Consider the following 26,636-nt stretch of genomic DNA (forward strand, 5'->3'; position numbering starts at 1 on the left):
CTCTCTCCCTTCTTTAAACAGCTTCAGTGTAGCATTCACCACTATTTGCGTCTAACAACACGACTTATGCCATTTTTAAAGCGGATCTAAGCACGGCACATTGGAAATTGGACTCTAATGGATATATCCAATTGGTTATTTAAAAATAATGATGGCGTGCTATGATGAGAATAACCTTTTTGACGAATAACAGAGACAGCGAAAAGGGAGGGATGTTATGCGGCTAAAGATTAATAAAGAGCTTTCCTTGCCCGTGTATAGGCAATTTATCGACGGCATTAAGGAACAAATACTCTCGGGAACGCTTCCCGCAGGATTTGTTCTGCCACCGGAAAGAAAACTGGCTGCTGAAAATGATGTCAGCCGGACGACGGTGGTCAGGGCCTATGATGAATTGAAAGCTTTGGGACTTGTCGCATCGTACCGAGGAAAAGGGACCGTTGTCACGGATAAAAAGGAACCGTCACATCGTGAAAACCCAAACGTCTTTCCACTGTCCTGGTATCCTCTATTTGAAAAAAAGCTGGAAAATGTCAGTGATACGATTACGGATTTAATGGATGTCGGAAGCAGGCAAGACACGATCTCTTTCGCCGCCGGTGTCGGCGCGCCGGAACTGTATCCCATTAATCAACTGAAGATCATTCAGAACGACAGTGCCTGTACTAGCGAAGTGCTGAATCTCAGTGCTGTTGAGGGGTACTATCCGCTCAGGGAAAGCTTAAGTCAATTGATGGAGCGCCGAGGCATTTCCACATCCGCTAAGGAAGTGATGATTCTTTCCGGTTCGATGCAGGGGATTGACTTTGCGGCCCGAACTTTTCTTTCTCCGGGAGACGCGGTGATTGTAGAAGAGCCGACCTTTCTGCAGGCAATCCAGTGTTTCAGAGCAGCTGGAGCCAGGATTATCGGCATTCCGCTTGACCGTGAAGGAATCCGTACCGATGTGCTTGAGGCACAGCTTGGACGATATAAGCCCAAATTTATCTACACGATTCCGACATTTCATAACCCGACAGGGATTGTGATGAGTTTGGAGCGAAGGATGGAATTGCTGCGTATCGCCTATAAGTATCAGGTCCCGATTTTGGAAGATGATCCATATAGCGAAATCCGCTTCCTCCCGCAGAAGCTGCCTCCGTTAAAAGCGCTGGACCATTATGGGTATGTCATCTATTTAAACACATTTTCCAAAGTGCTTTTCCCGGGGATGCGCGTAGGATGGGTTGTCGCGCCGGCACCCGTGAGGAAAAAATTCACTTTGCTGAAGCAAATTACCGACCTCCATGTGAACACACCGGCACAGTATGTATTGGATCAGTTCCTTCGGGAAGGACATTATGAACCGCATTTAGAACGTGAACTAACGATCTATGAGAAGAAGAGAAACATTATGGTTTCCGCTTTAAAACAGGCGGAGGGACTGGTCGGATTTGATGTCCCGGACGGCGGTTTTTATCTTTGGTGCAGAATTCCATACACGATCCCGCAGAAACAGCTTCTTTCGTTGTGCGCTTCTAAGGGCGTACTCTACACGCCCGGCAGCGTCTTCTATCCACAGGAAAGCGACGGAGAACACTTGCTGCGATTGAATTTTACTTATGAATCGAGAGAACGCATTGAAAAAGGGATATCGATCTTCATCGAGGCTGTGAAGAAATTGAGCAAACACAATACAAAAATGGATTCGATTATCGAGGAGTACAGACCCCTTGTTTAAAGCTCGCTTTTTTGAATGAATAGATATTTTAATAAAAAATAGTAGGTGGGAGAGGATTTTTTTGATGGACAATAAATATTCTATGCGCTCAACACGTGTCACATCCTCAGCGACACGAGAAATTATGAAGGTAATCGAAAGACCGGAAGTGATTTCTTTTGCAGGAGGCCTTCCGGCTCCGGAACTTTTCCCGATTGAAGAGATGAAGGCGGCTTGTGAAGCCGTACTCACCGAATCCGGGGAACAGGCCCTGCAATACAGCACGACCGAAGGCTATCTTCCTCTTCGTCAGGAAGTTGTCCGAAGATTAGAGGCAATCGGTATTCAGACAACAGCAGGAAATATTCTGATGACCACAGGTTCGCAGCAAGGGCTCGATTTATCCGGCAAGCTGTTCCTTGATGAAGGGGATACGATCATCTGCGAGAGTCCGACTTATCTTGCGGCGATTCAGGCCTTTCGTGTGTACAATCCCAACTTTGTCGAAGTGCCTATGGATGAAGAAGGGATGCTCATGGACGAACTGGAACAGGCGCTTCAAGCCCATCCTGATGCCAAATTTATTTACACAATTCCGGACTTTCAAAATCCAACCGGCCGGACACTGAGTCTGGAGCGGCGAAAAAAGATGATTGCACTTGCCAATCGGTTCGATGTGCTGATCATAGAAGATAACCCCTACGGTGCTGTCCGTTTTTCCGGAGAAGCGCTGCCGCCTGTAAAAAGCTTAGACACTGAGGGCCGCGTCGTCTATCTCAGTACCTTTTCAAAAATATTTGCGCCGGGCCTGCGCCTGGGCTGGATTTGTGCGGATTCCGCTTTTGTTGAAAAATACGTCATGTTCAAACAGGCCGCCGATCTGCATACCGACAGCTTTGCCCAAAGAATCACGGCAAAGTATATCGAGCTTTTTGACCTTGAAGCGCATATTCGGGATATCCGGAAAGTTTATCTTTCGAGACGTCAGAAAATGATTGACTGCATTAAAGCGTTCTTTCCGGAACAAGTCAAACATAGCGCTCCGGAAGGCGGTCTGTTCCTTTGGGTTGAATTACCTGAATCCGTCGATACGCAGGAAATTTTTGAAGAATGCCTGAAACATCGTGTCGCCTTTGTTCCGGGTCGTGCCTTCTACCCAAGTCGTGTAAAGAACAACACATTCCGATTAAATTACTCAAACATGCCTGAAGAAAAAATCGTTGAAGGCATGAAGCGGTTGGGCGCGGTTCTTAAAAATTCCGTAAATAGTGGCACTGCACCTGTACTAGATGAATAAGATCCGAAGCTGATTGAATCCATTAATCAAAAAATAGATTCATAACATGCGGAATAACGGGAGAGAGCTTTTATATTAAAAATGTAAATATATAACATAAATAATAAAATAAACCATTTGATAGCTCTCAATAGCATTGTATTAACCCCTGCAAAATAAACGAGTAAAGGAAGCAAATAAAATGCGAGAACGGTACCTATTGCCGTCCACATGCCAAAGCCGGCAAAAATTTATTGGCATCCGGTCCTGAATCTGCAAGAGGAGAAAGTGAAGCCGCGATCACAGAGCGTGTACGGCAAAAATGCTGATCGAAAAACTGGATATAGATCGCGGCTATTTAAGCCGAATCTTAAAGAAATTTGAGAACAGCGGGCTGATTGCCGATTAACAGCTGGCGACAAACGGATGAACACGATCACGCTGACGAATTCCGGTATCCGGAGACTTGGGAAATTGGAGAGCAGGTCCAACCTGCAGATTGAAGAGCTACTGAATACTCTGGAATCAGAAAAGAAGGATCAAGTCCTGTCCGCCATGAGGACAATCAAAACCTTGTTGGATTATCCATCTGAGGAGCATATCCGATCCTTTCAAAAGGGGGACTTGCCATTTATTATCGAAGCTCATCGGAATTTATACAATCGGGAATATGGCTATAATGAAAAATTTGTGCAGTATGTGGCTGATGCGGTTGCTTCCTTCTCTGATCATTATGATGCTGATCAGGAAAACATATGGATTCTTGATGTGAGCCATCATCCAAAAGGTGTGATCGCCATTGTAAAAGAAACAGATGCAGCCGCTCAGCTCCGCTGGTTTCTTCTGGATCAGTCGCTCAGGGGAAGAGGCTTTGGCCATAAACTGCTTAATAAGGCCATACAGTTTTGCCGCGAGCATGCATACAAGAAAGTTATCCTTTGGACCGTCAGTGATTTAAAGGCTGCGCGTCACTTATATAAAAGTATAGGATTTCATTTGGTCGAGCAGCACGAAAATCAGGAATGGACGAGTCATAGCATAACAGAAGAGAAATGGGAGCTGTTATTGGACTGAAGATTTTCGCGGCAGTCGGTTCACGTATACTGCTTCAAATATGGAAATACGGTGATCGGCTTTTCATCTGTACTTTTTATAAACTTCTTATTGTGATACCATATATAGTGTTTTAATAAACAAAACGATACCTTATATGGTGTTAACGAAGAGGTGCGTACATGAAAAGAGTGGCTGTTTTTTGTGGCTCAAGCAGCGGAGATAAGAAAAGCTATTTAGACGGAGCACGGGAACTGGGCTATTGGCTGGCTGATCATCATATCGAATTAGTCTACGGCGGGGCCTCAGTAGGGATAATGGGCGCGTGTGCGGACGCTGCTCTTGAGAACGGCGGGAAAGTGATCGGCGTCATTCCTGAACTATTGCAGCAGCGGGAGATCGCTCATCCTCGGTTGTCTCAGTTGCACGTCGTCCATTCTATGCACGAAAGAAAAGCGAAGATGATGGAGCTTTCGGACGGCTTTATTGCGTTGCCAGGCGGCACTGGGACGATGGAAGAAATCTTCGAGGCCCTTACATGGGGACAAATCGGGCTGCATAAAAAACCCTGTGCTTTTTACAATATTGACGGCTACTATGATTTATTGGCTGCCTTTGCTGATAAAATGGTAGAATCGCACTTTCTCAGCCAAGAGAACAGGGAGAAAATAATCATTGCCGATTCGATCGATTCCATCAGTCGGCAGTTTGAAAGTTACAGCCCTCTAAAAATAAAAACCTATAATTGATCAAAGCGAAACACTTGAGTCGTGTTGGTAAAAAAAGGCAACGTGCGCTGATTCTAGTTTAACTGAATCTCGTGCGTTGCTTTTTCTATTCTCTGCAAGGCCTGCGCCATTGTTCCGTTTATCAGCATCAGGAGCAGTTTTGTTAAACACTTCAAAATGAGATAACTCGATTGCTGTTAAAATAGAGAATGTGAGTATCCCTTTAACTCATGCAGATGGAATAATCTGTAGAATGTTTTATTTCTAAAAAAATTTTATGTATCTAAGGTCGATAAATTCTAATTTTAGAGCGATTCTTCGCTATCATGGGGTTCAGCGGAATATATCGCCTTCCGCGAAAAAATATCGCCGCTCAGCAGAATATATCGCCCTTCGCGAAAAAATATCGCCGCTCAGCGGAAAATATCGCCCTTCGCGAAAAAATATCGCCGCTCAGCAGAATATATCGCCCTCCACGAAAAAATATCGCCGCTCAGCAGAATATATCGCCCTCCACGAAAAAATATCGCCGCTCAGTGAAAAATATCGCCCTTCGCGAAAAAATATCGCCGCTCAACGGAATATATCGCCTTCCGCGAAAAAATATCGCCGCTCAGCGGAATATATCGCCTTCCGCCGTAATCTTTAGTTGTAATATTTGAAGACGTATTTTGCCGACTTGAATGAGCAAGTGGGATAATAGAGAATTTATTGTGATGTGTGATACACTATGAAAAAATATATCCAAAAGGTGATGGGACCGTGGTAGACTCAGTTACTTTAATCGGATTTTCGTTGGTAGCTTTGGGAATTGTGTGTGCACCTGGACCAAATATGATGTATTTAGTATCTTGTTCTCTCACTCAAGGTAAAAAAGCGGGCTTTTTTTCTTTGTTAGGAGTTGTCACGGGATTTGTTATTTATGTTATAGCGACAATACTGGGATTAAGCTTTATTTTTGAAACTGTCCCTTTGCTTTATACCTCTATTAAAGTGGCCGGAATCATCTATTTATTGTGGATGGCATGGAATGCGATCAAACCCGGCAGCGAATCGATTTTTGAACCTCATCAAGTTCCTCATAAAACCTTTAAAACACTTTATTTCAATGGACTCATGACGAATTTATTAAATCCCAAAATAGCCGTTCTTTACATTTCGCTTTTGCCGCAATTTGAGAATCCCCATAATGGTCCATTAGCTTCGCAAATCGGAATACTTGGACTCACACAAATTATCATCAGTATTTCAGTCAACTTATTCATCGTTTTATTCGCCGGCCAAGTGTCACATATACTAAGAGACCGACCGGTATGGAAGATGGTTCAAAAGTATTTCATGGCTGGAGTTTTATGCCTGTTGGCGTTTAATTTAGCTTTTGACAAGAAAAAGTGAAGTTGGTATTTGATCAATCGATTCTGGTCTACCAAGACTTTTGTTCCATTCATGTTTTTAAAGGCTGACGGAGTTGTTTCCTGAGTTCATCACGAGTTAAAGATGTATAGGGTTACCATTGATTTGTGTAGTCATATAAGGATATAATAAGTGTATAATTTTGCTACAAGGGGCGTGGATCATGAGAATAAAGCCTTCAGCAGCGATAAGAAAGAACTACAATGAAATAGCGGAAATATGCAAAAAAAGCGGCGAGCCGGTTTATCTGACAAAAAATGGTGAAGGCGACCTTGTCGTTATGGACATTGAAGCATTTACACGACGTGAAAGTATGCTGAGACTAAGAGAACATTTGGTAGCGGCAGAAGAGGACAGATTAAGCGGAAAACAGGGATACACAATTGCTGAGACAGCTTCACTCATGCGAAAAGCCGTTCATGAGGTTTCAGATGGAAAACAGGAATAAACACTATACAGTTATTGTGTCGGAGTCAGCGGCAGAAATGCTTGTATCTCATGCCCGGTTTCTTGCAAATGTCAGCGAAGAGGCTGCGCAAAGATTGATTGGTGATTTTGAAACGGCAGCCGGATCTTTGGAGACAGTTCCCGAACGAAATCCCTGGCTTTCCGATAAATCCCTGCCGGTTAATAAATACAGAAAGTTGCTGTTAAGCAAACGCTATCTAATAATTTATCAAGTTAAAAACGAAACGGTATATGTTGATTATATTATTGATTGCAGACAAGATTACGGGTGGCTCGTGTAGTCCCTGATCATGCTCGTTTCATTTTCTTCATGAGTATCTTGTTGTGAACAAGATTTTTTAGGATAAAGAAAGTCATGAAGTCAATATAGTTAAGGCATCTGGAAAAAGTCGTCTGAAATGAAAAAAGACCAGCAGCTCTGACTGCCGGTCTTTTTTCATGAAAGAGGAATCCTCGGTCTCCTTTCAAGGAGGATGAAGCTGCAATTAACTAATGACCTTTTCCAATGCGAACGAAGCGGCCTCTGTCGCATGAATAGAGGTCGTATCAAAGACTGGAAGCGAGCAATCCTGCTGTTTGATAAGCAGCGGAATTTCTGTGCAGCCGAGAACGATGCCTTCCGCACCTTGGGATACGAGTTTCTCAATGATTTGTAAGTATTTTTCTTTGGAAGACGGTGAATAAATACCCTGGCACAATTCCTGGAAAATAATATTGTGAATAACAAGGCGATCCTCTTCATCGGGAATAATCGTTGAAATGCCATATTCCATCAACCGGTTTTTATAAAAATCCTGTTCCATGGTAAATTGGGTACCGAGCAGGCCGACCTTCGTCAATCCTTGTTTCTGAATCGCTTTTGCAGCCGCGTCGGCAATATGAATCAGCGGGATGGAAACGGCGTCCTGTACCTCCGGCGCCATTTTATGCATGGTGTTTGTACAAATGACGAGGGCATCCGCTCCGGCTATCTCCAGTTTGACGGCCGCCTGAACCATGAGATCGGTTGCTTTTCCCCATTCTCCTGCCCGTTGGAGAGCGGCGATCTCGTCAAAATCAAATGAGTACATGAAGCATTTTGCGGAATGCAGACCGCCCATTTCTTTTTGTACACTCATATTTATGTAGCGGTAGTACTCCGCCGTCGACTCCCAGCTTAATCCCCCGATCAGCCCAATCGTTTTCATTTAAATGCCTCCTCGTGATTTTTTCTAAATCGTAGCATGGTATACTGGTCTATAACAGGTCCAATAATCAAAAACTTTTATAGTACCAGTTCGTTGATTGGGTGGTTAAAATGCTATTCATAAATCTTAATCGTAAAAGTTCGCGACCATTAACGCAGCAAATCTATGAGAAGATTCGCAGAGATATTCTGAATCGGGAGTTAAAAGAAGGGGAGCGTCTGGCTTCGTCCAGGGGGCTCGCTTCCACGGTTGGCGTATCCCGCAATGTGGTATTGGAAGCCTATGATCGGCTGATTGCGGAGGGCTATCTGGAGGTCAGGCCCAAATCAGGAACATTTGTCGCCAAGGGATCTGCTTTGCCGGTGTACGTCAAAACAACAGATCATGATCAAAGGATGTTGCGAACAGACGATGAGCTCCAGATTCTTGACTTTCGCGGGGGAAATCCGGCCATCGACCAGTTTCCAAGAAAAAAATGGGGCGGGCTGACCAAGGAAGTGTGCGGCGAGGCGCCGGACCGGATCTTTGGTTATGGAGAGCCCGGCGGTATTAAAGAACTCAGAGTGACACTGGCCGGTTATCTTCAAAGGGTCAGAGGCGTCCATTGTCATCCGGAACAGATTATGATTACGCAAGGCGCTACTCAGGCTTTGCGGCTGATCACAGAGCTGTTGATCAGGGAGGGTACGGGCATCGCCGTCGAAGATCCCGTCACCGATGAAATGCGCAATATTTTTATTAACGCCGGAGCCGATCTTGTTCCTGTACCTGTTGATGAAGACGGCATATTGCCGGACTGTCTTCCTGAAGAGAAAAAACCGGGCTTTGTATTCGTTATTCTCTCCCACCAGTTCCCGATGGGAGGCATTCTGTCGATCCAAAGAAGAGTGCGGCTGATCGAATATGCCAGAAAAATGAACAACTACATTGTAGAAGATGACTACGACAGTGAATTTACGTATGAAGGTGCGCCGGTACCTTCGATTCAGGGGCTGGATCCGGAGCGGGTGATCTACGTCGGCACGTTCAGCAAAATTCTGTCTCCTGCTCTCAGAATGGGCTATACGGTGCTTCCTGAACATCTGATCGAGAAGTTCCGTCACTTAAAATGGTTCCACGATCGCCACGCCTCCTCAATTGATCAGTTGGTGCTTTCCCGGTTTATCGAGGAAGGCCATCTGGATCACCATGTCCGTAAAATGAAAAAAATTTACCGGAAAAGACGGGAAGTGCTCGTGTCCAGTATCTTATCGTCCTTTAAAGAGGCTAAAATTATCGGAAAAGCGGCAGGCATGCATCTGGTCGTCGATATTCCCGGCGCTGTATTCACGAATGATATGGTGAAAAAGCTGAAGGAAAAGGGCGTGCGCATTTATCCTGTGGTACAGTATGCCATCAAGAAAGGCCTGCACGAGCAGCAAATCGTCATGGGCTATGGCGGCCTGACACCGGAACAGATCGTAGAAGGAGTAGAAAAGTTAAAGGTGTTTTTAGACGGGAGAAAATAACTCCATTTAGCATGATAGAAAAAAGAAAAGCGGTTGATATTCTCTCATATCAATCGCATTCAAGGCAGAAAGAGCATCTTTAGTCTGATTTCTTGTTGCTGAGCAAGAATCGCATTTGTAAGAGGGTCTGTATTTATTCCTGCATTATTTTTGCCATCCCTTGCAGACATCCACCCATGCTTTCCCATTTCCGAGTTGAAACAAATCATCCAAGGTTAATTCGATCGCTGAATGGCTGCTTCCGCAAGCGGGGAAAACCGTCTTGAATCGTTTCAATGATGCGTCCATGTATACCGGCCAGCCATATTTCAAAGCAAATGGACAAACTCCGCCGATGGCATGTCCAATTAACGCTAATGTATCCTCCGGTGAGAGCATTCGGGCTTTAAAGCCAAATTGCTGTTTGAAAAGCTTGTTGTCGATCTTTGCATCTCCCGCCGCAACCAGAAGTATAGCGCCTTCTTTATTGTCGCCGCTGAAAGCAAGCGTCTTGGCGATCTGTTCGGGACTAACGTTTAATTGTTCAGCGGCTTGCTGAACACTCGCGGTCAATCCTTCGAATTCAACAACATCTTTGTCCCGGCCAAATTGAGCCAGATAATCTTTAACAGTTTCTACAGACATCTTCGAAACACTTCCTGATATATATTTTGTTGATATTTGTTAAAAAGGATTAACAATACGACATTGGGGGGTTAGAATGAATCCATTTCCTGCTGATCAGTCGGCGATCATTTCAGATGGATTTCTATTCGTTCTTTGTCTTTCCCCAGATTCCGGCGTTTCAGCTTAATACTGCCGATTTCTCCGGTAGATCGGATATGAGTGCCGCCGCAGGGAACCCGTGCGAATCCTTCGATTTCCCAGTAACGCCGCTGATTCTCCTCATCGCTGAACGCACTGATAATCCTGCGGTCGGCCGCAATCATGGACTCTATTTTATTTTCAAGGACCGGAAAAATTTCGGAAATATTCCCTTCCCAGTTGAAATCGACGCGGGCTTTGTCCTCTGAAATATGGGCACCGATTTTTTCCGGGTGATTGTAGATCTGATAGACGTATTCAAGCACGAGTTCCGCCGCAAAATGCAGCCGCATCAACCGGTATCTTTTCTCCCAGTCGACGTGAACGGTCACCGAATCTCCCGGCTTTAATTGATGATTTTTATCGATTTCGTAGATAATTTCTTTGCCGTCTTTTTGAGCACTCCATATGGCATAATCCCCAATCGTTCCAGAATCGGATTCCTGGCCTCCATTAAAAGCGTAAGCGATTGTCTGATCAAGAGTGACCTTGTCACCATTAACAGAATGGACTTTTGTTTCTAATTCGGTAAGGTAGGGATCATCCCAAAAAACTTTTTTGACCATATCAAACCCTCGTTTCTTTGGAGAAAAGCTTTTTTACCACAGGCCGAAATGGCTGTTCTATATACAGAACCTTTAACTTTTAAAAAAAGATCCGTATATAGCCGCTCGAGTCCAAATGTTCTATATACAGAACTTATGCTATAATAGTATCACTATGAAACGAATGAGACAAGGCCCAACCAAAACTACTGACAATCCTGCTCAGACACTTTCTTCTGTTGTCGGAAGGCGGATTAAAAAGATTCGTAAAGCGCGTAATATGTCATTGGCTGTATTATCTGATCTGACCGGACTGGGCAAGGGAACGCTGTCAGAAATCGAACGGGGGCTGCGCAACCCAACGCTTGATACGCTGTTCGCGATAACAACAGCCTTCCATGTTCCTTTAAGCTCCGTGCTCATTGATAATATGGATTTTTTATCCGGTATTTCTTCCTCGCCGGCTCACGGCAGCAGTGTGGATGCCCGTCTGCTTGCGCGATGGGATGAGGATACCGGAACGAGAGAAGTCTATCGGATTACGATCAATGAAACCTTGCAGAAATCAGATCCTCATGCTCCGGGGGTACGGGAAAACCTAATACTCCTGACGGGATTTGCTGAAGTCGGCAATACAGACAATCTCCTGCAATTAAAAGAAGGCGGGTCCGTCTGCTTTGATGGAGATAAACCGCACCAGTACCGCAGTCTTGACGGCAAGGCCACAGCTGTATTGATTATGTTTTATCCGGATTTAAATGCCTAGTCGCCTAAAAAGGGAATACAATAAAAGCCAGACCGAAATCCGAATTTTTTTTTTTGCGATTATGCCCATCGTTATGCAGGCAGATGACAGAGTACCGTTCATCAGTCGTCATTCCGCGCGTTTCAAATGTACTGACAGGAAAATTATTCTTCTTTAGCCTCACATTTTTATGATAGAGTACGAAAACAGTAAAGATGCGACTTGTTATATGGGAAATTGGAATGGTCTGATTGATCTTTTACACAACAGAGCGGAGGTACATATTAGTTAATGGTGCAAAAAAAAATTGAAGAAATAAATGAGCTGGGTCAGTTTATCCCATTACATTATCATTTTCAAATGCTTTCCGATGAATTCCGTATGAATGCGTTCAAGAATGCCATTGAACAGACTGTCACACCTCAGAACAAGGTTGTAGAGCTTGGCAGCGGCACGGGCGTATTATCATTTCTTGCTGCCAGGCAGGGCGCAAAAGTCTGGTCGGTAGAATATAATCCGGCGCTGGTTTCGGCCAGCCGAAAGTTTCTGAAGAACAACGGTGTGTCGGACCGGGTCACAGTTATTGAGGGGGATGCGTCTTCCTGGCTGCCTGAAGAACCGGTGGATTTGGTGATATGTGAAATGCTCCATAGTGCGCTGCTGCGTGAAAAACAAGTTCAGGTTATCGCTGATTTTCGTGACGCACATGCTGCCCGGTTTGGAAAAATCCCTCAGTTTCTGCCGTGTGCCACGCTGTTAGCTGTACAGCCTGTATGGCAAAACTACGATTTTCATGGATTCCATGCTCCCGTGCCGTTATTTCAGTCGGCCTATGCCAGGACGGATGACTGTTCCCCTTGCTGCGATCCTGTCGTGTACAAAATAGTCGACTATGACCATGCGCACGTGGAGAATATTGAATCCGTTCTGCTTTTTCAGCCGCAGCAGGATTCCGGCGTTAATGCTTTACGTTTTATTACGAAGAGTGTATTAGTCATGAATCTGTCAACGGGAAAGACGGTCGATTGGCACTCACAGCATATTGTACTGCCGCTTGAGCAGCCGCTGCAGCTTGCGGCCGGACAAACCATGCGGGTATCTTTCAACTATAAGCCGGGAGACAGTATTGAGCGGTTAAATCAGTCAATAAAGGCAGAAGCAGAGTAAGAGCAGAGGCTTCTTCGTGCAGCTGGCACCACAGGCAAAATGCTTGTGTGATAACAAATTCATCCAGGAATGGGGGGAATCGGCATTGTTCGGATCACCCCCATTCCTATTTTTTATTCAACAAAAGAGTCAGGCTGCAAAGTGAACAGCGTTCGTTTGTATTCCTGTCATTGATGTACAAAAGAAGAGCGGCGAATTAACTTGAAAGAGAAACAAGTGACTTTATGGCCACGTATGGTTTTTGGAGCGAGGAGAAACTTCTATGGCCGACTTAACGCGATTAAGCAAACGGAAAGTCCCACTGAATATACTCTGATTATGACCCGATGGGAAATTGGCATTTCCTCAATTAAACAGAGGCTCCAGTGAAGTCCGGTTAAACTTCTCTATGATTTCTCCTGCTGTATATCCTTTTTTTTGACGGAGAAATAGATATATTTTCGGATTCATTGAAGCGATGAGCATATGGGCGGTAAAGTCCGCATCCAGCGGCCGCGCTTCTTCCGTATTTATCGCTTCCTCAAGCAATGAACGGACGATTGTTTGGATGAAAACATAGGGAGAGGCTTCATAAAACGGCTTTTTTGTATTTTCACACATTGTAGAGGAGTGAATCGCTTCAATTAAGTGGGAATGCTTTTCCAGAAAATAGAGCTGTTTTTTGAAGACAGTCTGTAACCTCTCTTTTACGGATTTGGATTTTGAAACCTGTAAATACTTAATTGTCTCATCTTTAAAGGCATGGAAATAATCCTGCATTAAGTCCAGACAAAGATCCCCTTTATTGGTATAGCGGCGATACATGGTCCCCTGCCCGACATTTGCCGTTTTCGCAATCTGATGCATGCTGACATTTTCAACACCGTATTTCGAAAATAATGATTCCGTTGTCTGTAAAATCGAAGCACTGATCTCATTGGCATCCTTTCGCTGCATCCGGTCGGACATACAGGTTCATTCTCCTTCCATAGATCGATGATACGAAACATTTGACAAGCGGACAATTGTCCGATAATATTTCTAGGTAATCGGACAATTGTCCGACAAATTATATTCTTATTGTAAAGCTTTGATTAAACCGGGTCAACAGAAAGGGGCAAAGTATGAAAACAAAAGTAAACGGAGGGTCAGCATGCCATTAAAGACGACGGATGTACAAACAGACCGGGCAGCATCTGTTAAGCAAATTATTGCACCGCTTCTTGCTATTATTGTCGGCATGTTCATGGTTATTTTGGATGGAACGGCAATGAATGTCGCGCTTCCCGGACTGGTCAAAGATTTTCACAGCAAGATCTCTGTGGTTCAATGGGCAGTCACAGGGTACGCACTTGCACAGGCCGCCGTCATTCCTCTGGCAGGCTGGCTTTCGGATCGCTTTGGCGCGAAACGGGTTTTTCTCTTTTCCGTGATGATGTTCACTATTGGATCCGGCCTGTGTGCGACTTCTTCGGGAGTGGAGCAGCTGATTATTTTCAGGATCATTCAGGGGCTTGGCGGAGGAATGGTCGCACCTATCGCGATGGCCTTTATCTACCGGCTCAGTCCTCCGGATAAAGTAGGAGCTGTCATGGGCATGATCGGTATCCCGATGCTGCTCGCACCGGCACTTGGCCCGGTGCTATCCGGCTGGTTAATCGATTATGCCAGCTGGCACTGGATTTTTCTCATTAATTTGCCGATTGGTGTTCTCGCTGTTTTTGCGGGCATTCGCACATTGCCTAATATCGCCCGCCAGACCGTTCCCGCTCTGGATTTTCCGGGTATGCTGCTTGCCCCCGTCGCTTTCGCTTCGATTGCTTATGGTGTCAGCGAAGGAGGAACAAGCTGGACATCTACGGAAACCATTACCGGTTTAACTGTCGGAGGAGCGGCGTTGATCCTTTTTGTGATTGTAGAACTTCGCCGCAGGCAGCCTCTTCTGGAATTACGCGTATTCCGTTCAGGTGATTTTACCCGGGGCATTATTGTTCAGTGGATTACACAAATCGCGTTGTTTGGTACGATGTTCCTTGTGCCGTTATTTCTTCAGCAGGGCAAGGGCTTCAGTGCGTTTGATTCGGGACTGGCAGTCCTTCCGCAGGCAATCGCGGCAGGGATTTTCCTGCCTATTGGCGGTCGTTTGTTCGATCGCCTGGGTGCAAGGCCTGTCGTGCTCACCGGCTTAGTGTTTGTCACGCTTTCGGCTTTCCTTTTATCAGGCATTTCGGCGGCGGACGGGGAGTCGAAACTGATTCTTCCGCTGGCACTTCTTGGCGCGGGAATGGGCCTGTCCATGATGCCGTTAAATACACATATCATTCAGGCCGCGCCGCAAAATATTGTCAGCCGGGTCACCTCACTGACCAACGCGGCTCAGCAGGTTATGATGTCATTCGCAGTGGCCGGATTGTCGACTCTGCTGACCGATCGCTTGAAAGAACATATGAAAGAAGGCACTCAGCCGCTTCAGGCTTTATCTTCTTCTTTCGGAGATACGTTTTTTGTATTAATGGGGATTGCTATTATAGGCCTGATCTTAAGCCTTCTTCTTAAGCGGCCGAAAAAAGAAAAGGACAGAACAGAGAAATCGGAAGTGCCGGCTATGGCCGGGCGTTAAACGATTAAATGCAATGAGATAAAAGGCGCTATAATCTGCAAAGAAAAGAGATACAGGCATACTGAGGTTTTTCATAGAGAAAAATTCATTTAGGATAGAGGCAGCGTTTAATACCAGTGTGTTTACACACTGGTATTAAATTTGAAAATCTTTGGCGGAGATTGGCTGTAACACGTGCAAGCTGATTGTGAGGAGTATTTATACCAAAAAATTATTTTGTGACCCGCCTGATATAGGAATGGCAGGGCAGGCCGTTTTATTGCACAAAAAGCTTTGGAACAAGTATGAGATGTTCCTAGAAGTCCGCCATTTAATAGTGGCATAGTTCACTCATCAAATAAATGAATTCCCGACCGTTCATGCTCGAGGAGCCATTCTTTGCGCCACAAACCGCCCGCGTACCCGGTTAATTTGCCATTTGCGCCGATAACGCGATGGCAGGGCACAATAATGCTGATTTTATTTTTGCCGTTTGTCATGCCAACGGCTCTGACGGCTTTTTCATTACCGATAGAAGCAGCTATATCTTTGTAAGAACATGTTTCGGCGTAAGGTATTTTTGTTAAAGCCGTCCAGACTTTTTTTTGAAAATCGGTGCCTTCGAATAGGAAAGGGACGGAAAATTTACGCCGCGTACCTTTAAAATATTCGTCGAGCTCCTTATAACAATCTGTTAAAACTGCAGGCGTGTCCTTTTTTCTGAGGTTCAGCGGTTTCGTTCGTTCCGAAAACGTAATGGAGCAGACGGCATCTTCTGTGCTGATCAGTTCCATGACGCCGATGGGTGATTCGTAATCCAGCTTATATCGTTGATTCATAAAGAGACCTCCATAAATAAAAAGTTGCGTAGGCCTGCCAGCCGTTCCATGATCTGGCGATGTCTTTAATTTCTTCTATTGTCGGCTTGCGTTCAAGCCCTAATTGAAGCTTTAAGGCATGATGAAGACCGATATCGGCAATAGGGAAGGCGGCGGAATGGTGTAGACATCGCATCAAAACATAATCCGCCGTCCATGCGCCGACTCCGCGAATAGCCATTAAGGAAGCCTGTATCTGATCATAATCCTTTTGAAGCAAAGCTTCTTTTGTCAATTCTCCATTGGTCATCACCCGGGCGACGCCGATCACATACTCAGCTTTCCGTGCAGAAAACTGAAGCTTTTTTAAATCCTCGACATCCAGAGATGCGATTTTTTCGTATGACGGAAACAGCCAAAAGGTGTCTCCCTCGAAAGTCAGGGATTCCCCAAATTGTTCAATCAAGCGTTCTTTAAGCGTGTAGGCAAAGGTCAAATTGATTTGCTGTCCAATAATCGCCCACGTGAGAGCCTCAAATAAATCCGGAATGCCCATCACTCTTAATCCGCAATATCTGCGGATAAGCGGCCTGAGTACTTTATCCTTGCCCGCCATGGCATAAAACGGATTCAAGTCCTGTTCCAGATCAAACCATTCCCATACATAGGCGGCAACTTTTTCACGGGTATCCGGCGGCGGGGGACTGATCGGGAATTCAACATAGATTGAATTTTGTTTGAAGCCTAACTGAAACAAGATTAATGATTCATCAATTTTTACCAGTTTATATAAATAACCCTCTTTTATTCGATGAAGCATTTCCTGGTCGGATCTGCCAAGGTAAACCAGGCACTCTGTAAAACTGAAGGGTTCAGGCAAACGAAGCTCAATAGATGATTCGTGATCGATCCGGTTCATGAACTCAGGCTCCTTCTGCGATATTCAGCGGGCGAACAGTTTTTCAAACGGCGGAACACCCGATAAAAATTAGAAGGGCTCTGGAATCCCACTTCATAGCAAATTTCAAGATTTTTCCGCTCAGTGGTCCTCAGAAAGTGAGCAGCCTTATCCACTCTGATTTTCTCCAGGTAATTCCTTGGCGTTTCGGCCATTTCTTTTTTAAATAGGCGCTCAAGATAATAGGAACTGATCCCAACATAGCTCGCAATATCCCGAAGGACCAATTGCTGTCTGTAATGATTCATCAAAAAAGCAATGGCCGCTCTGATCAGTCCGATGTCAGGCGAATGATCGGCTTCCGGCCGGCATCTTTTGCACGGACGAAAGCCGGCTTTTTCGACTTCAAGAATGTCCTGATAAAATGTGACATTCATTTTTTTCGGTTTTCTCGACCGGCAGGAAGGACGGCAATAGATTTTTGTCGTTTTGACGGCAGTGAAGAACAAACCGTCATAGGCTCGGTCACATGCTGCGAATTTCTCCCACATTTCATCAAAGGTAAGATTAACAAAATCTTCCATTGTATGCCTGTCCTCCCTGATCCGACGGCTGAATACCGATATTTTTGATAGTCCTCCGATCCGGCAGCTGCAAATTGTTATCAAGCAAATAGGCTTGCTTCCACAGGATGTGAACGCCTTTAGTCGAAGATCCTTATTATACTTTTCTTGGCCTGGGCAAAAAATCATTCACCATGTTGATTCGCCATTAAAAGAAATTTTTCTGGTTTCGGCTTTCCTGCGGCATTGCGTTGATACCAGAACTTCATATTTCTTTTCTACTATTTTATCAGGATATATGCTGTGTTTCATCCTCATTCTTGCGCTTTCAGTCTGACAGAACAGGGAGCAAACGTCGTATCTGTTTATTATTCAACTTCAACTCTTCTGAAGGGCGATATAATTCTGCGAGCGGCGATATATTCTTTTGAAGGGCGATATAATTCTGTGAGCGGCGATATATTTTTCTGAAGGGCGATATAATTCTGTGAGCGGCGATAAATTCTTCTGAAGGGCGATATAATTCTGTGAGCGGCGATATATTTTTCTGAAGGGCGATATAATTCTGTGAGCGGCGATAAATTCTTCTGAAGGGCGATATAATTCCGTGAGCGGCGATATATTTTTCTGAAGGGCGATATAATTCTGTGAGCGGCGATAAATTCTTCTGAAGGGCGATATAATTCTGTGAGCGGCGATATATTTTTCTGAAGGGCGATATAATTCTGCGAGCGGCGATAAATTCTTTTGAAGGGCGATATAATTCTGTGAGCGGCGATATATTTTTCTGAAGGGCGATATAATTCTGTGAGCGGCGATATAATCTTCTGAAGGGCGATATGATTTGCGGATTGGCGATAAATTCCGGAAACGCTCGATGTTTTTCTTCGGTCTGCTGCGTATTCAAACGAACGAACTGCGGTTATCTTGACCTAACGGGATAATCGGTTTCTCAATAACGCGTCACAAAGGCAGACTCCTTCTGACTTTCACATACGCAATGATTTCCTTTATTTCATCATTCTTTAACTCAATGCCATCAATATATAACTTGTAATCTCCGCAGTTTACTTCGTCAAGATGGATGTTCGCTGTGTAACGCCGGTTAACCAGCGTATCAAGAGAAACGGTGAAAAAATCCGCAATTTTGATCAGGACATCAATCGGGGGCTGGCGATAGCCTGTTTCATAGCTGGCATACGTGCTTTTCGCGATTCCGAGAGCATCAGCCATGTTTTGAATCGTTAAATTACGGCTTTTTCGAAGTTCAATCAGTTTATCGAGCAAAAAACATAACCCCTTCCAAAAAATACTTTACAGTATTGTACACGTAAAGTGAATTTTTGTGTTGATAATAATCAAATTATAGCTATAATTTGATTGTAAATACACATATAGGGGATAAAAAGTTGGAAAAAATTTTGGTGATCGCTACGGGCGGAACGATCGTTTCGACCTTTCATAAAGACGGGTTGGCACCCGGACTGACGATTGATCAGCTGGCTCACTATTTTACTCACGGTCAGGAGGTATCCGTTGATTTCAAAGTTCTGATGAATAAGGACAGTACCAATATGCAGCCTGAAGACTGGCTGACTATGGCTAAGGTCATTCATGAAAATCAAAATCAATATGATCGTTTCATCATCACACATGGTACAGATACAATGGCTTTTACGGCTTCGGCCCTTTCATACCTGCTCCAAGGCATTAAGAAAACAGTTGTTATCACTGGGTCTCAGATACCGGTAAGTTTCAAAAGGACGGATGCGAAGAAGAATATCAGGGATGCACTGACGTTTGCACAAAAAGCCGATCTTCCCGGTGTTTTTGTTGTTTTTGACGGGAAAGCCATTCAAGGAACACGGGCAGTGAAGATACGAACGAAGAGTTATGATGCGTTTGAAAGCATCAACTATCCTTACATCGCTTTCATTGATGGTCAGACGGTCCGGATCAACTTTCGCCCTGAACCCGAGAAAGCCGTTTTTAAGGCACACATGGGCATTTGTCCTGATGTATTTTTACTGAGAGTATTTCCGGGGCTATCTCCTGTGTTTTTTGATTTCTTAAAAGATCATACAAGAGGGCTGATCATTGAAAGCTTCGGCAACGGCGGACTGCCTTTTGAAAAGAGAAGTCTGATTTCCGGAGTAAAGGAACTGGTTCAGAAGGGTATTCCTGTGATCATCACTACTCAGTGCCTTCAAGAAGGACAGGATATTCAGCTGTATGAAGTGGGAAAAAGAGTTGCTGATGCAGGAGGCATTACGGCAGGTGATATGAATACGGAAGCCATTGTCACAAAACTGATGTGGATCCTATCTCAGGCGTCGGATTTAAAGACCGTTAAGAAAATGATTCAGACACCGCTCGCCCATGATTTGGACTATATTTAATTATAATTATCAGTCTTTCATCTATCTAAGTTGACAAAATGCATCGTGAATTTTTGAAGACGAATCAACCGACTTAATGATCACCATCCTGCTCAGCCAAATTGAGCAGGCAGTGCCGATAAAAAAGCATGGGCTAAGTTCTGACTATTCACGCTTATTGATTCCAGGCGGTTTACTGTTGATTCTTTGAACGTTACTGATGATTTTCTGCAATTTACTGTTGATTTTCAACCATTTACTATTGATTCTCCGCTCTTTACTGACGATTCTCCGGCAGCATGAAATTCGGATTATTTACTTTACTCACTGTTTTTAATACTCCCTTTCGAAATACTATATTAAAGGACGTTGCGAAACATGGCAGATCAGATGGATCGGGATGGCCTGATATGCGCAGCATCCGCACGAGTTCGTTATGTATGATGGAGTTAGGGTGTGAACGTAATTTTACGAGTAAAACAAGGAATGCTCTCGCTAATTACTATTGCCTTCGCGGTCTGCTTTTCGGTTGCGCTGCTGCTCAGTATCCCGTATTCGCTGTTAAGCAAAAGCGACCGGCATATTTTCAGTACGTCGCTCTCGGTGCTGCTCTTCTCCGTTATTGTCCTTCTGTTTTTTATGGCGGCTTACCGTTTTTTCTCCCGATTAACCCGCTTCGGGTTGAATGTCGCGGCCGGCTGTCTGGCCGTAGCTATGATTTTGTTTGAATGGGTGATCATTGCCGGCTTCTCGATCCTTCCGCCGACTCTCGACGGCGGACACACGTACGGTGAAGCGCTTTACCTGCTTGCGCACGGACATGCATCCGGCGACTTTTATTACAAAGTGTATCCGAACAACATTCCGATCACCGTGCTCAGGTACTGGCTCTACCGTCTTTTTTCGATGGTGCATTTTTCAAACTACATGCTTATTGACAAGACGGCCTGTGCCGTTGTACTGAATGTTGGAATTTATTTTTCCTGGAAGCTCGTTAATCGCCTGTTTGATGCGAAAATGGGCAATCTTTTTCTGCTGATGACGCTGACCAGCTTTCCTCTCTTCTTTTATATCACTTATTTTTATACGGATACCGTGACGCTGATGTTTCCCGCTATGTTCCTGTATCTTTGGTATCTGTACCATCGGTCAATGAAAATCAGGTATCTTTTCCTCGCAGGATTGCTTCTCGGAATCGGTTATGAGATCCGGCCGAACCTGATCCTTTTTCTGCCCGCCCTGGCGATTTATATGCTTTTTGTACTCAGACTGAAAAAGGTGCTCCTTAATCTGATTGTGATTGGTGCCATGATGGTCGCCGCAGGCTTTTTCGTTCACGCCTATGATCAGCATCTCGGCTATACCTCAGATCCCTCCCTTTCAATGCCGACAACACATTGGATCATGCTCGGGCTGTCCCGCTACGGTGAATACAACGGCGCCGACTACATGCTGACCCGGAACCAGCATACGCAGCAGGGCAAAATACAGGTGGACGTGCAGCAGATCAAGTCAAGAATCATAGACAAGGGGGTTCCCGGCCTCGTTGACCTCTGGGTGATCAAAACAGCGGAAACATGGAGCATTGGCTCGCGAGGGTTCGACATTTATACGGATGTTTCGGCTCATCCGACGATGGCTTATGAATACGTGTTCGGCCGTCAGAATCAGCTGGTGCTGTATATCGTTCAGATTTTTCATGTCGTTAATCTTTTTCTCCTGGCTTTTTCTGCTCTTAATTATTTTAGAACGAATAAAGTCAGCCTGAATATCCTGATTCAGATCTGTCTCCTTGGGAACTTTGTTTTTTATGTCTTTCTGTGGGAAGCCGAGCCGCGGTACAGTCTGCTCTTTACTCCGTTCATGATCCTCGGAGCCGTTTTCGGTTTTAACGAGTTCTGGCACGCCATTCACGGCCTTAAAGCAGGGCGGTTCCGCAAAGTCATGAAAGGGAAAATGCCTGTATGGATTCTTTCTTCCTTCCTTATGGTCTGTGTCATCGCCTGTGCTTGGATGAACGTTCAGAAATACGCGCGCGATCTGACGGTGCAAAATCAGTACATCGTTGACCAGAAAAAAACCGACGGAATACAAAGTGCTTTTGTCGACGCGCATCATGCCATCCGGCAGACCTTCCGTGCAAGCAGTCCGTTTACCCATGTATCGCTCAGCGTTTACAGCAAAAAAGGACAAGGCGTTTATAATTTTTCAATCGCGAACCTGAGCAGCCACAAAAATATATTCTCAAAAAATTTCACGAGTGCGCAGGTCGGGCCCGGGCAGGATCTGACTTTTTCATTGAAAGAGGACGCGCCGGGAACCGGATCACAGTACCAGATCACTGTCAGGCAGATCAGCGGCGCGCAAGGAGGGAAGCTTGGGTTCTGGCTGTACGGAAATGGCTATGACCGGGGGGATATTTATCCGGACGGTCAATTCATGGAGACCGGTGCACAGATAAAAAATGCGGATTTGAAATTTCAGGTGTACAGTATTCAGGAAAGACCATACCTTAGTATGGAAGCCTACTGCCTGCTCTTTTCAATACCCGTCCTGATGCTGCTGTTCTATGCCTATGTTTTTCTGAAGGGCAGGAGCGGGAAAATCAACATTAAAGGCGCGTCGGACCTTTGAAAGGGGCGTGAAAGGACACTCACGCTCGGTTAATAAGCTGCCGCATAGAAACAATGCGGACGTTAAACAAAGGGGTGTCTTTTGTTCGACGAAAACATCTGCGGTTAGATCCGGTTCAATTTTACAAGACAGGAGCCGCCTCAGAACAGCATATTATGCCGCTCTGGGGCTATTAAGTTTGCAGACGGACGGATTTGGTACAGACGCCGTCCGATTGCCGGAATTTCAAGGCGTGCGAGGAACGTGACAATTGTTGTTTATAATAAATATCATTAGAATATTAATATTGATAATAAACTGTTTTTTAAAGAAAGGATGACTTTTTGTTTCGTTCGTTTATGAAAAAACCCACCTATAAATCATTTTTAAACGCTCAATGAGTGTAATTATCATTATCAATTATAAAAAATAAATGATAACATAACACTTGAAATAGCCATAATACATGTTAGAATGATAGTATAAATTAATAATAATTATAAACAAGAAAGAACCCTTACTTTTTTTCTGAACAGAATGATTGGTGCAGGTAGATAATTTATTAAATGATAATATTTATCGATTACTACGAAAGGAATGATCCATATGCTTCAGGAAACTGATTTGAAAATCGGGACCGGCCGTTCCCCATTTCCGGAAAGAATGCGACGGTTTTTGACAAAACACGGTGAATTGATCGCGGCGCTGATAGGAGGTTTTTTAACTTTACTCGGTTACATCCTTGGGCAGCTGACCGGTCTTAACTTTTGGTACATTTATCTGCTTGCCTACATCATCGGCGGATATTATCAAATCAAAGCGGGTATTTTGGACACGATTAAAAGCAAACAGCTGAATGTCGAACTGCTTATGGGCATTGCGGCGATCGGCGCTGCCGGCATTAACCACTGGATGGAAGGCGCCGTTCTGATTTTCATTTTCGCTCTTAGCGGCGCTCTTGAAACATATTCAATGGCCAAAAGTACTTCCGCTATTTCGTCGCTGATGGATCTGCAGCCGGAAACGGCAAGACTTGTCATTAATAATCAGGAACAGGCGGTTTCGGTCAGCCAGCTGAATCCCGGCGACACGATCCGCATCAAACCGGGCGAAAGAGTCCCGGCGGACGGAACGATTATTAAAGGGGAAACGACGGTTGACGAGTCGTCCATGACGGGTGAGTCGATACCGACGCTGAAAAAAGTAAAAGACGCGGTCATGGCCGGAACGGTCAATATTGACGGCAATCTGCTTGTCAGTGTCACCAAAAGAAGTGAAGATTCTCTTTTCAGCAAAATCGTTGATCTGGTCCAGACGGCGCAAAGTGAAAAAGCCCCTTCCCAGCTCTTCATTGAACGGTTTGAAAGAATTTATGTTAAGGTAGTCATCGGGATTACGTTATTGATGCTCTTCCTGCCGCATTTTGTTTTCGGCTGGTCGTGGAGCGACACGATCTACCGTGCCATGGTCATGCTCGTTGTGGCTTCGCCCTGCGCGCTTGTTGCTTCAACCATGCCGGCCGTTCTGTCCGCCGTGGCCAACGGCGCGCGTAAAGGTATTCTGATTAAAGGCGGCGTGCACTTGGAACAACTGGCCAGTGTCAAAGCTCTCGCTTTTGACAAAACCGGAACGCTGACAAAGGGCAAGCCGGAAGTAACGCATGTACTGAATGCCAGCGGCTTTGATGATGCTGCATTTACAGCTGCCGTCGCCGCTATAGAAAATAACGCTTCACATCCGCTCGGGAAGGCCATTGTTGCCTACACCCAAAAAACGGGGCGGACATTGCCGGAAGCCGAGCACGTCAAAGTGAAACCAGGGTTCGGGGTGACAGGAGAGGTCGATGGCCGTACTTATGCGATCGGGAAAGCGGATATGCTTGATCCCGCGGCCGTGCAAACCTTTATCGACAAGCACAAAAACGAGCTGCCTGAAGGCCACACCATGGTCTACGTGGAATCCGAAGGCGGGGTTATCGGTGCTTTTGCCCTGAAAGACCAAGTCAGGGAATCGTCCGTCGAAGCCATTAAAACCCTGCATCACTACGGAATTCAGACGATTATGCTGACGGGGGATAACGAAAAGACGGCCGAAGCGATACAGAAGGAGACCGGCGTCAGCTCCTTTATCGCCAACTGCCTTCCGGAAAACAAAGTCAATGAGATCAAAAAACTGAGCGAAAAATACGGTTCCGTTGGCATGGTCGGCGACGGCATCAACGATACTCCGGCACTTGCCCAGGCGTCCGTGGGGATTGCCATGGGCGGCGGAAACGATGCGGCGCTGGAAACCGCCGACATCGTCCTGATGAAGAACGATCTGCAAAGAATTGCCGATTCAGTCCGGCTATCCAAAAGAATGAACCGGATTATTAAAGTAAACATTGTCTTTGCTCTTTCGATGATCGGATTGCTGATGTGCGCGAATCTCCTGCAGTTTATCTCTATGCCTCTCGGTGTTGTGGGCCATGAAGGCAGTACGATTCTCGTTATTCTCAACGGGCTTCGTATGCTCAGGGGATAATTCAGAACAATAGATGGAAAGCACCAAATAACGGGGCTGTTTATTAACCCGCTGTTTGGTGCTTTTTTGGATATTTTTTTGTCTGTGATTTTAATGCGGTCAGCCGTTCAGTAAGCGTCTGGAAATCTCAGCCGACATGATCCTGTATCCCGCCTTGTTCATATGGAGTCCATCAACATAATATGCCTTCTTTATTGCAGGATTGAAAGGATTAAGGCCTGTCCAGGTCTGCATATCGATGCACTCGATACCATAATAAGAGGTGACCTTTTTGATAGCCCTGGCATAGTCGGTCTGATTGAGGCCGAAAATATTATGCTGGTAGGTTGATACTGGCGGACGATTTTCAATCAGCGGTGTCATATAAATAATTTTGGACTTAGGGTCATTTCGCAGAAGATATTCGGTAAAGTTCCTTAGTCCGCCGTAAAATGTGGTCCGGCTCCTTATGTTAAAACTGCCAAGCGGAACATTGTGGCGAAAATCATTGATACTGACCAGAACCAAAATGGTATCAGGATGCTTGCTATTACTGTTTATCCAGCTTTCCCGCTCCTGAAAAGAGTCTTTTCGATTGCTTCTCACGGCTACAGCGGAACCGCTGACCCCATAATTGTAAACTTTGGATGCGCCGATTTCATGCGGCAGATAAGTTGTCCATGAATATTTTGTCGTTCCACGATCCGTGTCTGCTTCAGCCCCCCTTGTCATGCTGTCGCCAAAGGCAACAAGAGAGTTTCCTTCAAATGAATCGTCTTGTTCAAAATCACGGTTATTGATGAAGCCCGTTCGTCCGTTTACAGTTACTCTGTCCCAGTTTTCGGTAAAACTCTGCCCGTAAATGACATCGTTTTGATTCAGCATTTTAATAATCGTTTTGTTAATGTCGGAAGTATCGGCATACACATCGGAGTTCGTCTTTAGTGCCCGGTACTGATGATTTTTCAACGGGACGGCAAAATCGAAGCCGCTTCGAGATACATATCCTGTATATTCTTTTCCGTTGATACGGACAAATGTTTTATACCAGTTTTTATCCATTTTCCGGACAATGAATGGTTCAGTACCTTTGATCGTTTCGTATAAAGAATTTTTTCCTTCATAAGGGTAAGGGGTTTTGTAAATATTTGTAGCTTTGCCGATACTATAGACTTTTTGCGAAACACCGGTATCATCTTTCAGAACGTCGCTGCTGTCAACATAACCGTACTGACCGTTGATTTTTGTCGCCGTTCTGTCCCAAACGTCATTAATCGGAAGCACTTTAAGCGTCTGACCCCCGGCTATACTTTTAAGCACCTTGCCGCCATTCTGCAATTGCGGGCTGCGATACACATTAACGGTTCTCTTGTCCGCAAAGATCTGCAAATCGCTCGCTCTGGCCTTGCCGGTAAAAAGTAAATGAACAGTTACAAACACAAGGCTAGCGCCCAGAAACATAAAAAAAATTTTTTTGAAAGACAAAATGGTTTTCCCCCGTCTCATTAAGCTCACTAATCTCTTTGTTTTGCTGTAATCATACAATGTGAATGGAGTAAATGGTGAAAATATGTAAATGTCTATAAAAATTTGGCAAGCATGCAAGGTCTGCACTTTTTCCGGATTGCATTCCTTACTTTGACATTTGAAGCCTTTCATCCGAAGACATAATCTTAGGGATGGCAGCGAAAGC

27 protein-coding genes are annotated in these 26,636 nt (G+C 44.9%); 16 read left to right on the forward strand and 11 right to left on the reverse strand.

Annotation, left to right across the window (positions count from 1 at the left end; all coding sequences use genetic code 11):
• Positions 1 to 217: 217 nt before the first annotated feature.
• Together pdxR (IEX81_RS07155) and IEX81_RS07160 are read left to right on the forward strand one after the other, a co-directional pair.
• Positions 218 to 1,720, forward strand: a complete 1,503-nt coding sequence (pdxR, locus tag IEX81_RS07155) for a MocR-like pyridoxine biosynthesis transcription factor PdxR (protein WP_188802401.1) — start codon at positions 218 to 220, stop codon at positions 1,718 to 1,720.
• A 64-nt stretch (positions 1,721 to 1,784) separates the two neighbouring features.
• Positions 1,785 to 2,996 carry an aminotransferase-like domain-containing protein gene (locus tag IEX81_RS07160; RefSeq protein WP_188802402.1) on the forward strand — a complete coding sequence of 404 codons (1,212 nt, stop codon included), beginning with the start codon at positions 1,785 to 1,787 and terminating at the stop codon, positions 2,994 to 2,996.
• Positions 2,997 to 3,022: 26 nt separating this feature from the next.
• On the opposite strand, the gene IEX81_RS16570 is transcribed toward IEX81_RS07160, so the two are convergent.
• Positions 3,023 to 3,208 carry a DUF5391 family protein gene (locus IEX81_RS16570; protein WP_229727512.1) on the reverse strand — a complete coding sequence of 62 codons (186 nt, stop codon included), beginning with the start codon at positions 3,206 to 3,208 and terminating at the stop codon, positions 3,023 to 3,025.
• Between the two features lie 89 nt (positions 3,209 to 3,297).
• On the opposite strand from IEX81_RS16570, the gene IEX81_RS16830 reads away from it, so the two are divergent.
• The 7 genes from IEX81_RS16830 to IEX81_RS07200 all read left to right on the forward strand — a co-directional run bounded on the left by IEX81_RS16830 (position 3,298) and on the right by IEX81_RS07200 (position 6,918).
• Complete coding sequence (locus IEX81_RS16830) at positions 3,298 to 3,384, forward strand: MarR family transcriptional regulator (RefSeq protein WP_188802609.1); 87 nt, start codon at positions 3,298 to 3,300, stop codon at positions 3,382 to 3,384.
• A gap of 17 nt (positions 3,385 to 3,401) precedes the next feature.
• The gene (locus IEX81_RS07175) at positions 3,402 to 4,049 is read left to right on the forward strand and encodes a GNAT family N-acetyltransferase (protein ID WP_188802403.1); all 648 of its coding nucleotides are present in this window, start codon (positions 3,402 to 3,404) and stop codon (positions 4,047 to 4,049) included.
• Positions 4,050 to 4,210: 161 nt separating this feature from the next.
• A complete protein-coding gene (locus IEX81_RS07180) occupies positions 4,211 to 4,777 on the forward strand; it encodes an LOG family protein (protein WP_188802404.1) in 567 nt (188 codons plus the stop codon).
• A 305-nt stretch (positions 4,778 to 5,082) separates the two neighbouring features.
• Positions 5,083 to 5,418, forward strand: coding sequence for a hypothetical protein (locus IEX81_RS07185; RefSeq protein WP_188802405.1), 336 nt, complete (start codon positions 5,083 to 5,085; stop codon positions 5,416 to 5,418).
• 100 nt (positions 5,419 to 5,518) lie between these two features.
• A complete protein-coding gene (locus IEX81_RS07190) occupies positions 5,519 to 6,151 on the forward strand; it encodes a LysE family translocator (protein ID WP_188802406.1) in 633 nt (210 codons plus the stop codon).
• A 181-nt stretch (positions 6,152 to 6,332) separates the two neighbouring features.
• Positions 6,333 to 6,617: a type II toxin-antitoxin system Phd/YefM family antitoxin gene (locus IEX81_RS07195; protein WP_188802407.1), complete on the forward strand. Its 285-nt coding sequence runs from the start codon at positions 6,333 to 6,335 to the stop codon at positions 6,615 to 6,617.
• Positions 6,601 to 6,918 (forward strand): type II toxin-antitoxin system RelE/ParE family toxin, encoded by a 318-nt coding sequence (locus tag IEX81_RS07200; protein WP_188802408.1) that lies wholly within the window; start codon positions 6,601 to 6,603, stop codon positions 6,916 to 6,918. Before IEX81_RS07195 ends, IEX81_RS07200 begins: the two co-directional genes overlap by 17 nt.
• A gap of 204 nt (positions 6,919 to 7,122) precedes the next feature.
• On the opposite strand, the gene IEX81_RS07205 is transcribed toward IEX81_RS07200, so the two are convergent.
• Complete coding sequence (locus IEX81_RS07205) at positions 7,123 to 7,824, reverse strand: aspartate/glutamate racemase family protein (RefSeq protein WP_188802409.1); 702 nt, start codon at positions 7,822 to 7,824, stop codon at positions 7,123 to 7,125.
• Positions 7,825 to 7,934: 110 nt separating this feature from the next.
• On the opposite strand from IEX81_RS07205, the gene pdxR (IEX81_RS07210) reads away from it, so the two are divergent.
• Positions 7,935 to 9,332 carry a MocR-like pyridoxine biosynthesis transcription factor PdxR gene (gene pdxR, locus IEX81_RS07210; RefSeq protein ID WP_188802410.1) on the forward strand — a complete coding sequence of 466 codons (1,398 nt, stop codon included), beginning with the start codon at positions 7,935 to 7,937 and terminating at the stop codon, positions 9,330 to 9,332.
• Positions 9,333 to 9,476: 144 nt separating this feature from the next.
• On the opposite strand, the gene IEX81_RS07215 is transcribed toward pdxR (IEX81_RS07210), so the two are convergent.
• Positions 9,477 to 9,956: a YbaK/EbsC family protein gene (locus IEX81_RS07215; protein ID WP_188802411.1), complete on the reverse strand. Its 480-nt coding sequence runs from the start codon at positions 9,954 to 9,956 to the stop codon at positions 9,477 to 9,479.
• 107 nt (positions 9,957 to 10,063) lie between these two features.
• Positions 10,064 to 10,702 carry an alanine--tRNA ligase-related protein gene (locus IEX81_RS07220; protein ID WP_188802412.1) on the reverse strand — a complete coding sequence of 213 codons (639 nt, stop codon included), beginning with the start codon at positions 10,700 to 10,702 and terminating at the stop codon, positions 10,064 to 10,066.
• A 163-nt stretch (positions 10,703 to 10,865) separates the two neighbouring features.
• On the opposite strand from IEX81_RS07220, the gene IEX81_RS07225 reads away from it, so the two are divergent.
• Complete coding sequence (locus IEX81_RS07225) at positions 10,866 to 11,447, forward strand: helix-turn-helix domain-containing protein (RefSeq protein WP_188802610.1); 582 nt, start codon at positions 10,866 to 10,868, stop codon at positions 11,445 to 11,447.
• A 270-nt stretch (positions 11,448 to 11,717) separates the two neighbouring features.
• The gene (locus IEX81_RS07230; protein ID WP_188802413.1) at positions 11,718 to 12,593 is read left to right on the forward strand and encodes a class I SAM-dependent methyltransferase; all 876 of its coding nucleotides are present in this window, start codon (positions 11,718 to 11,720) and stop codon (positions 12,591 to 12,593) included.
• A 345-nt stretch (positions 12,594 to 12,938) separates the two neighbouring features.
• On the opposite strand, the gene IEX81_RS07235 is transcribed toward IEX81_RS07230, so the two are convergent.
• Entirely contained in the window at positions 12,939 to 13,541 is a 603-nt protein-coding gene (locus IEX81_RS07235; protein ID WP_188802414.1) for a TetR/AcrR family transcriptional regulator, read from the reverse strand.
• 184 nt (positions 13,542 to 13,725) lie between these two features.
• On the opposite strand from IEX81_RS07235, the gene IEX81_RS07240 reads away from it, so the two are divergent.
• The gene (locus IEX81_RS07240) at positions 13,726 to 15,192 is read left to right on the forward strand and encodes a DHA2 family efflux MFS transporter permease subunit (protein ID WP_188802415.1); all 1,467 of its coding nucleotides are present in this window, start codon (positions 13,726 to 13,728) and stop codon (positions 15,190 to 15,192) included.
• A 326-nt stretch (positions 15,193 to 15,518) separates the two neighbouring features.
• On the opposite strand, the gene IEX81_RS07245 is transcribed toward IEX81_RS07240, so the two are convergent.
• From IEX81_RS07245 to IEX81_RS07265, 5 genes are all read right to left on the reverse strand, one after another.
• Positions 15,519 to 16,010 (reverse strand): methylated-DNA--[protein]-cysteine S-methyltransferase, encoded by a 492-nt coding sequence (locus IEX81_RS07245; RefSeq protein ID WP_188802416.1) that lies wholly within the window; start codon positions 16,008 to 16,010, stop codon positions 15,519 to 15,521.
• Complete coding sequence (locus IEX81_RS07250) at positions 15,994 to 16,908, reverse strand: DNA-3-methyladenine glycosylase family protein (protein ID WP_188802417.1); 915 nt, start codon at positions 16,906 to 16,908, stop codon at positions 15,994 to 15,996. Before IEX81_RS07250 ends, IEX81_RS07245 begins: the two co-directional genes overlap by 17 nt.
• Complete coding sequence (locus tag IEX81_RS07255) at positions 16,905 to 17,471, reverse strand: bifunctional transcriptional activator/DNA repair enzyme AdaA (protein ID WP_188802418.1); 567 nt, start codon at positions 17,469 to 17,471, stop codon at positions 16,905 to 16,907. The genes IEX81_RS07250 and IEX81_RS07255 overlap by 4 nt, the downstream gene beginning before the upstream one ends.
• A gap of 307 nt (positions 17,472 to 17,778) precedes the next feature.
• Entirely contained in the window at positions 17,779 to 18,357 is a 579-nt protein-coding gene (locus IEX81_RS07260; RefSeq protein ID WP_188802419.1) for a hypothetical protein, read from the reverse strand.
• Positions 18,358 to 18,413: 56 nt separating this feature from the next.
• Complete coding sequence (locus IEX81_RS07265; protein ID WP_188802420.1) at positions 18,414 to 18,737, reverse strand: helix-turn-helix domain-containing protein; 324 nt, start codon at positions 18,735 to 18,737, stop codon at positions 18,414 to 18,416.
• 122 nt (positions 18,738 to 18,859) lie between these two features.
• Here IEX81_RS07265 and IEX81_RS07270 point away from each other — a divergent pair, with 122 nt between their 5' ends.
• The 3 genes from IEX81_RS07270 to IEX81_RS07280 all read left to right on the forward strand — a co-directional run bounded on the left by IEX81_RS07270 (position 18,860) and on the right by IEX81_RS07280 (position 24,964).
• Positions 18,860 to 19,849, forward strand: coding sequence for an asparaginase (locus IEX81_RS07270; RefSeq protein WP_188802421.1), 990 nt, complete (start codon positions 18,860 to 18,862; stop codon positions 19,847 to 19,849).
• Positions 19,850 to 20,284: 435 nt separating this feature from the next.
• Complete coding sequence (locus tag IEX81_RS07275) at positions 20,285 to 22,462, forward strand: glycosyltransferase-like membrane protein (protein WP_188802422.1); 2,178 nt, start codon at positions 20,285 to 20,287, stop codon at positions 22,460 to 22,462.
• A 585-nt stretch (positions 22,463 to 23,047) separates the two neighbouring features.
• Positions 23,048 to 24,964, forward strand: a complete 1,917-nt coding sequence (locus tag IEX81_RS07280) for a heavy metal translocating P-type ATPase (RefSeq protein WP_188802423.1) — start codon at positions 23,048 to 23,050, stop codon at positions 24,962 to 24,964.
• 99 nt (positions 24,965 to 25,063) lie between these two features.
• On the opposite strand, the gene IEX81_RS07285 is transcribed toward IEX81_RS07280, so the two are convergent.
• Positions 25,064 to 26,428 (reverse strand): SGNH/GDSL hydrolase family protein, encoded by a 1,365-nt coding sequence (locus IEX81_RS07285; protein ID WP_188802424.1) that lies wholly within the window; start codon positions 26,426 to 26,428, stop codon positions 25,064 to 25,066.
• Positions 26,429 to 26,636: the final 208 nt, after the last annotated feature.

The organism is Sporolactobacillus putidus, from assembly GCF_014647035.1.
Lineage (GTDB): Bacteria > Bacillota > Bacilli > Bacillales > Sporolactobacillaceae > Sporolactobacillus > Sporolactobacillus putidus.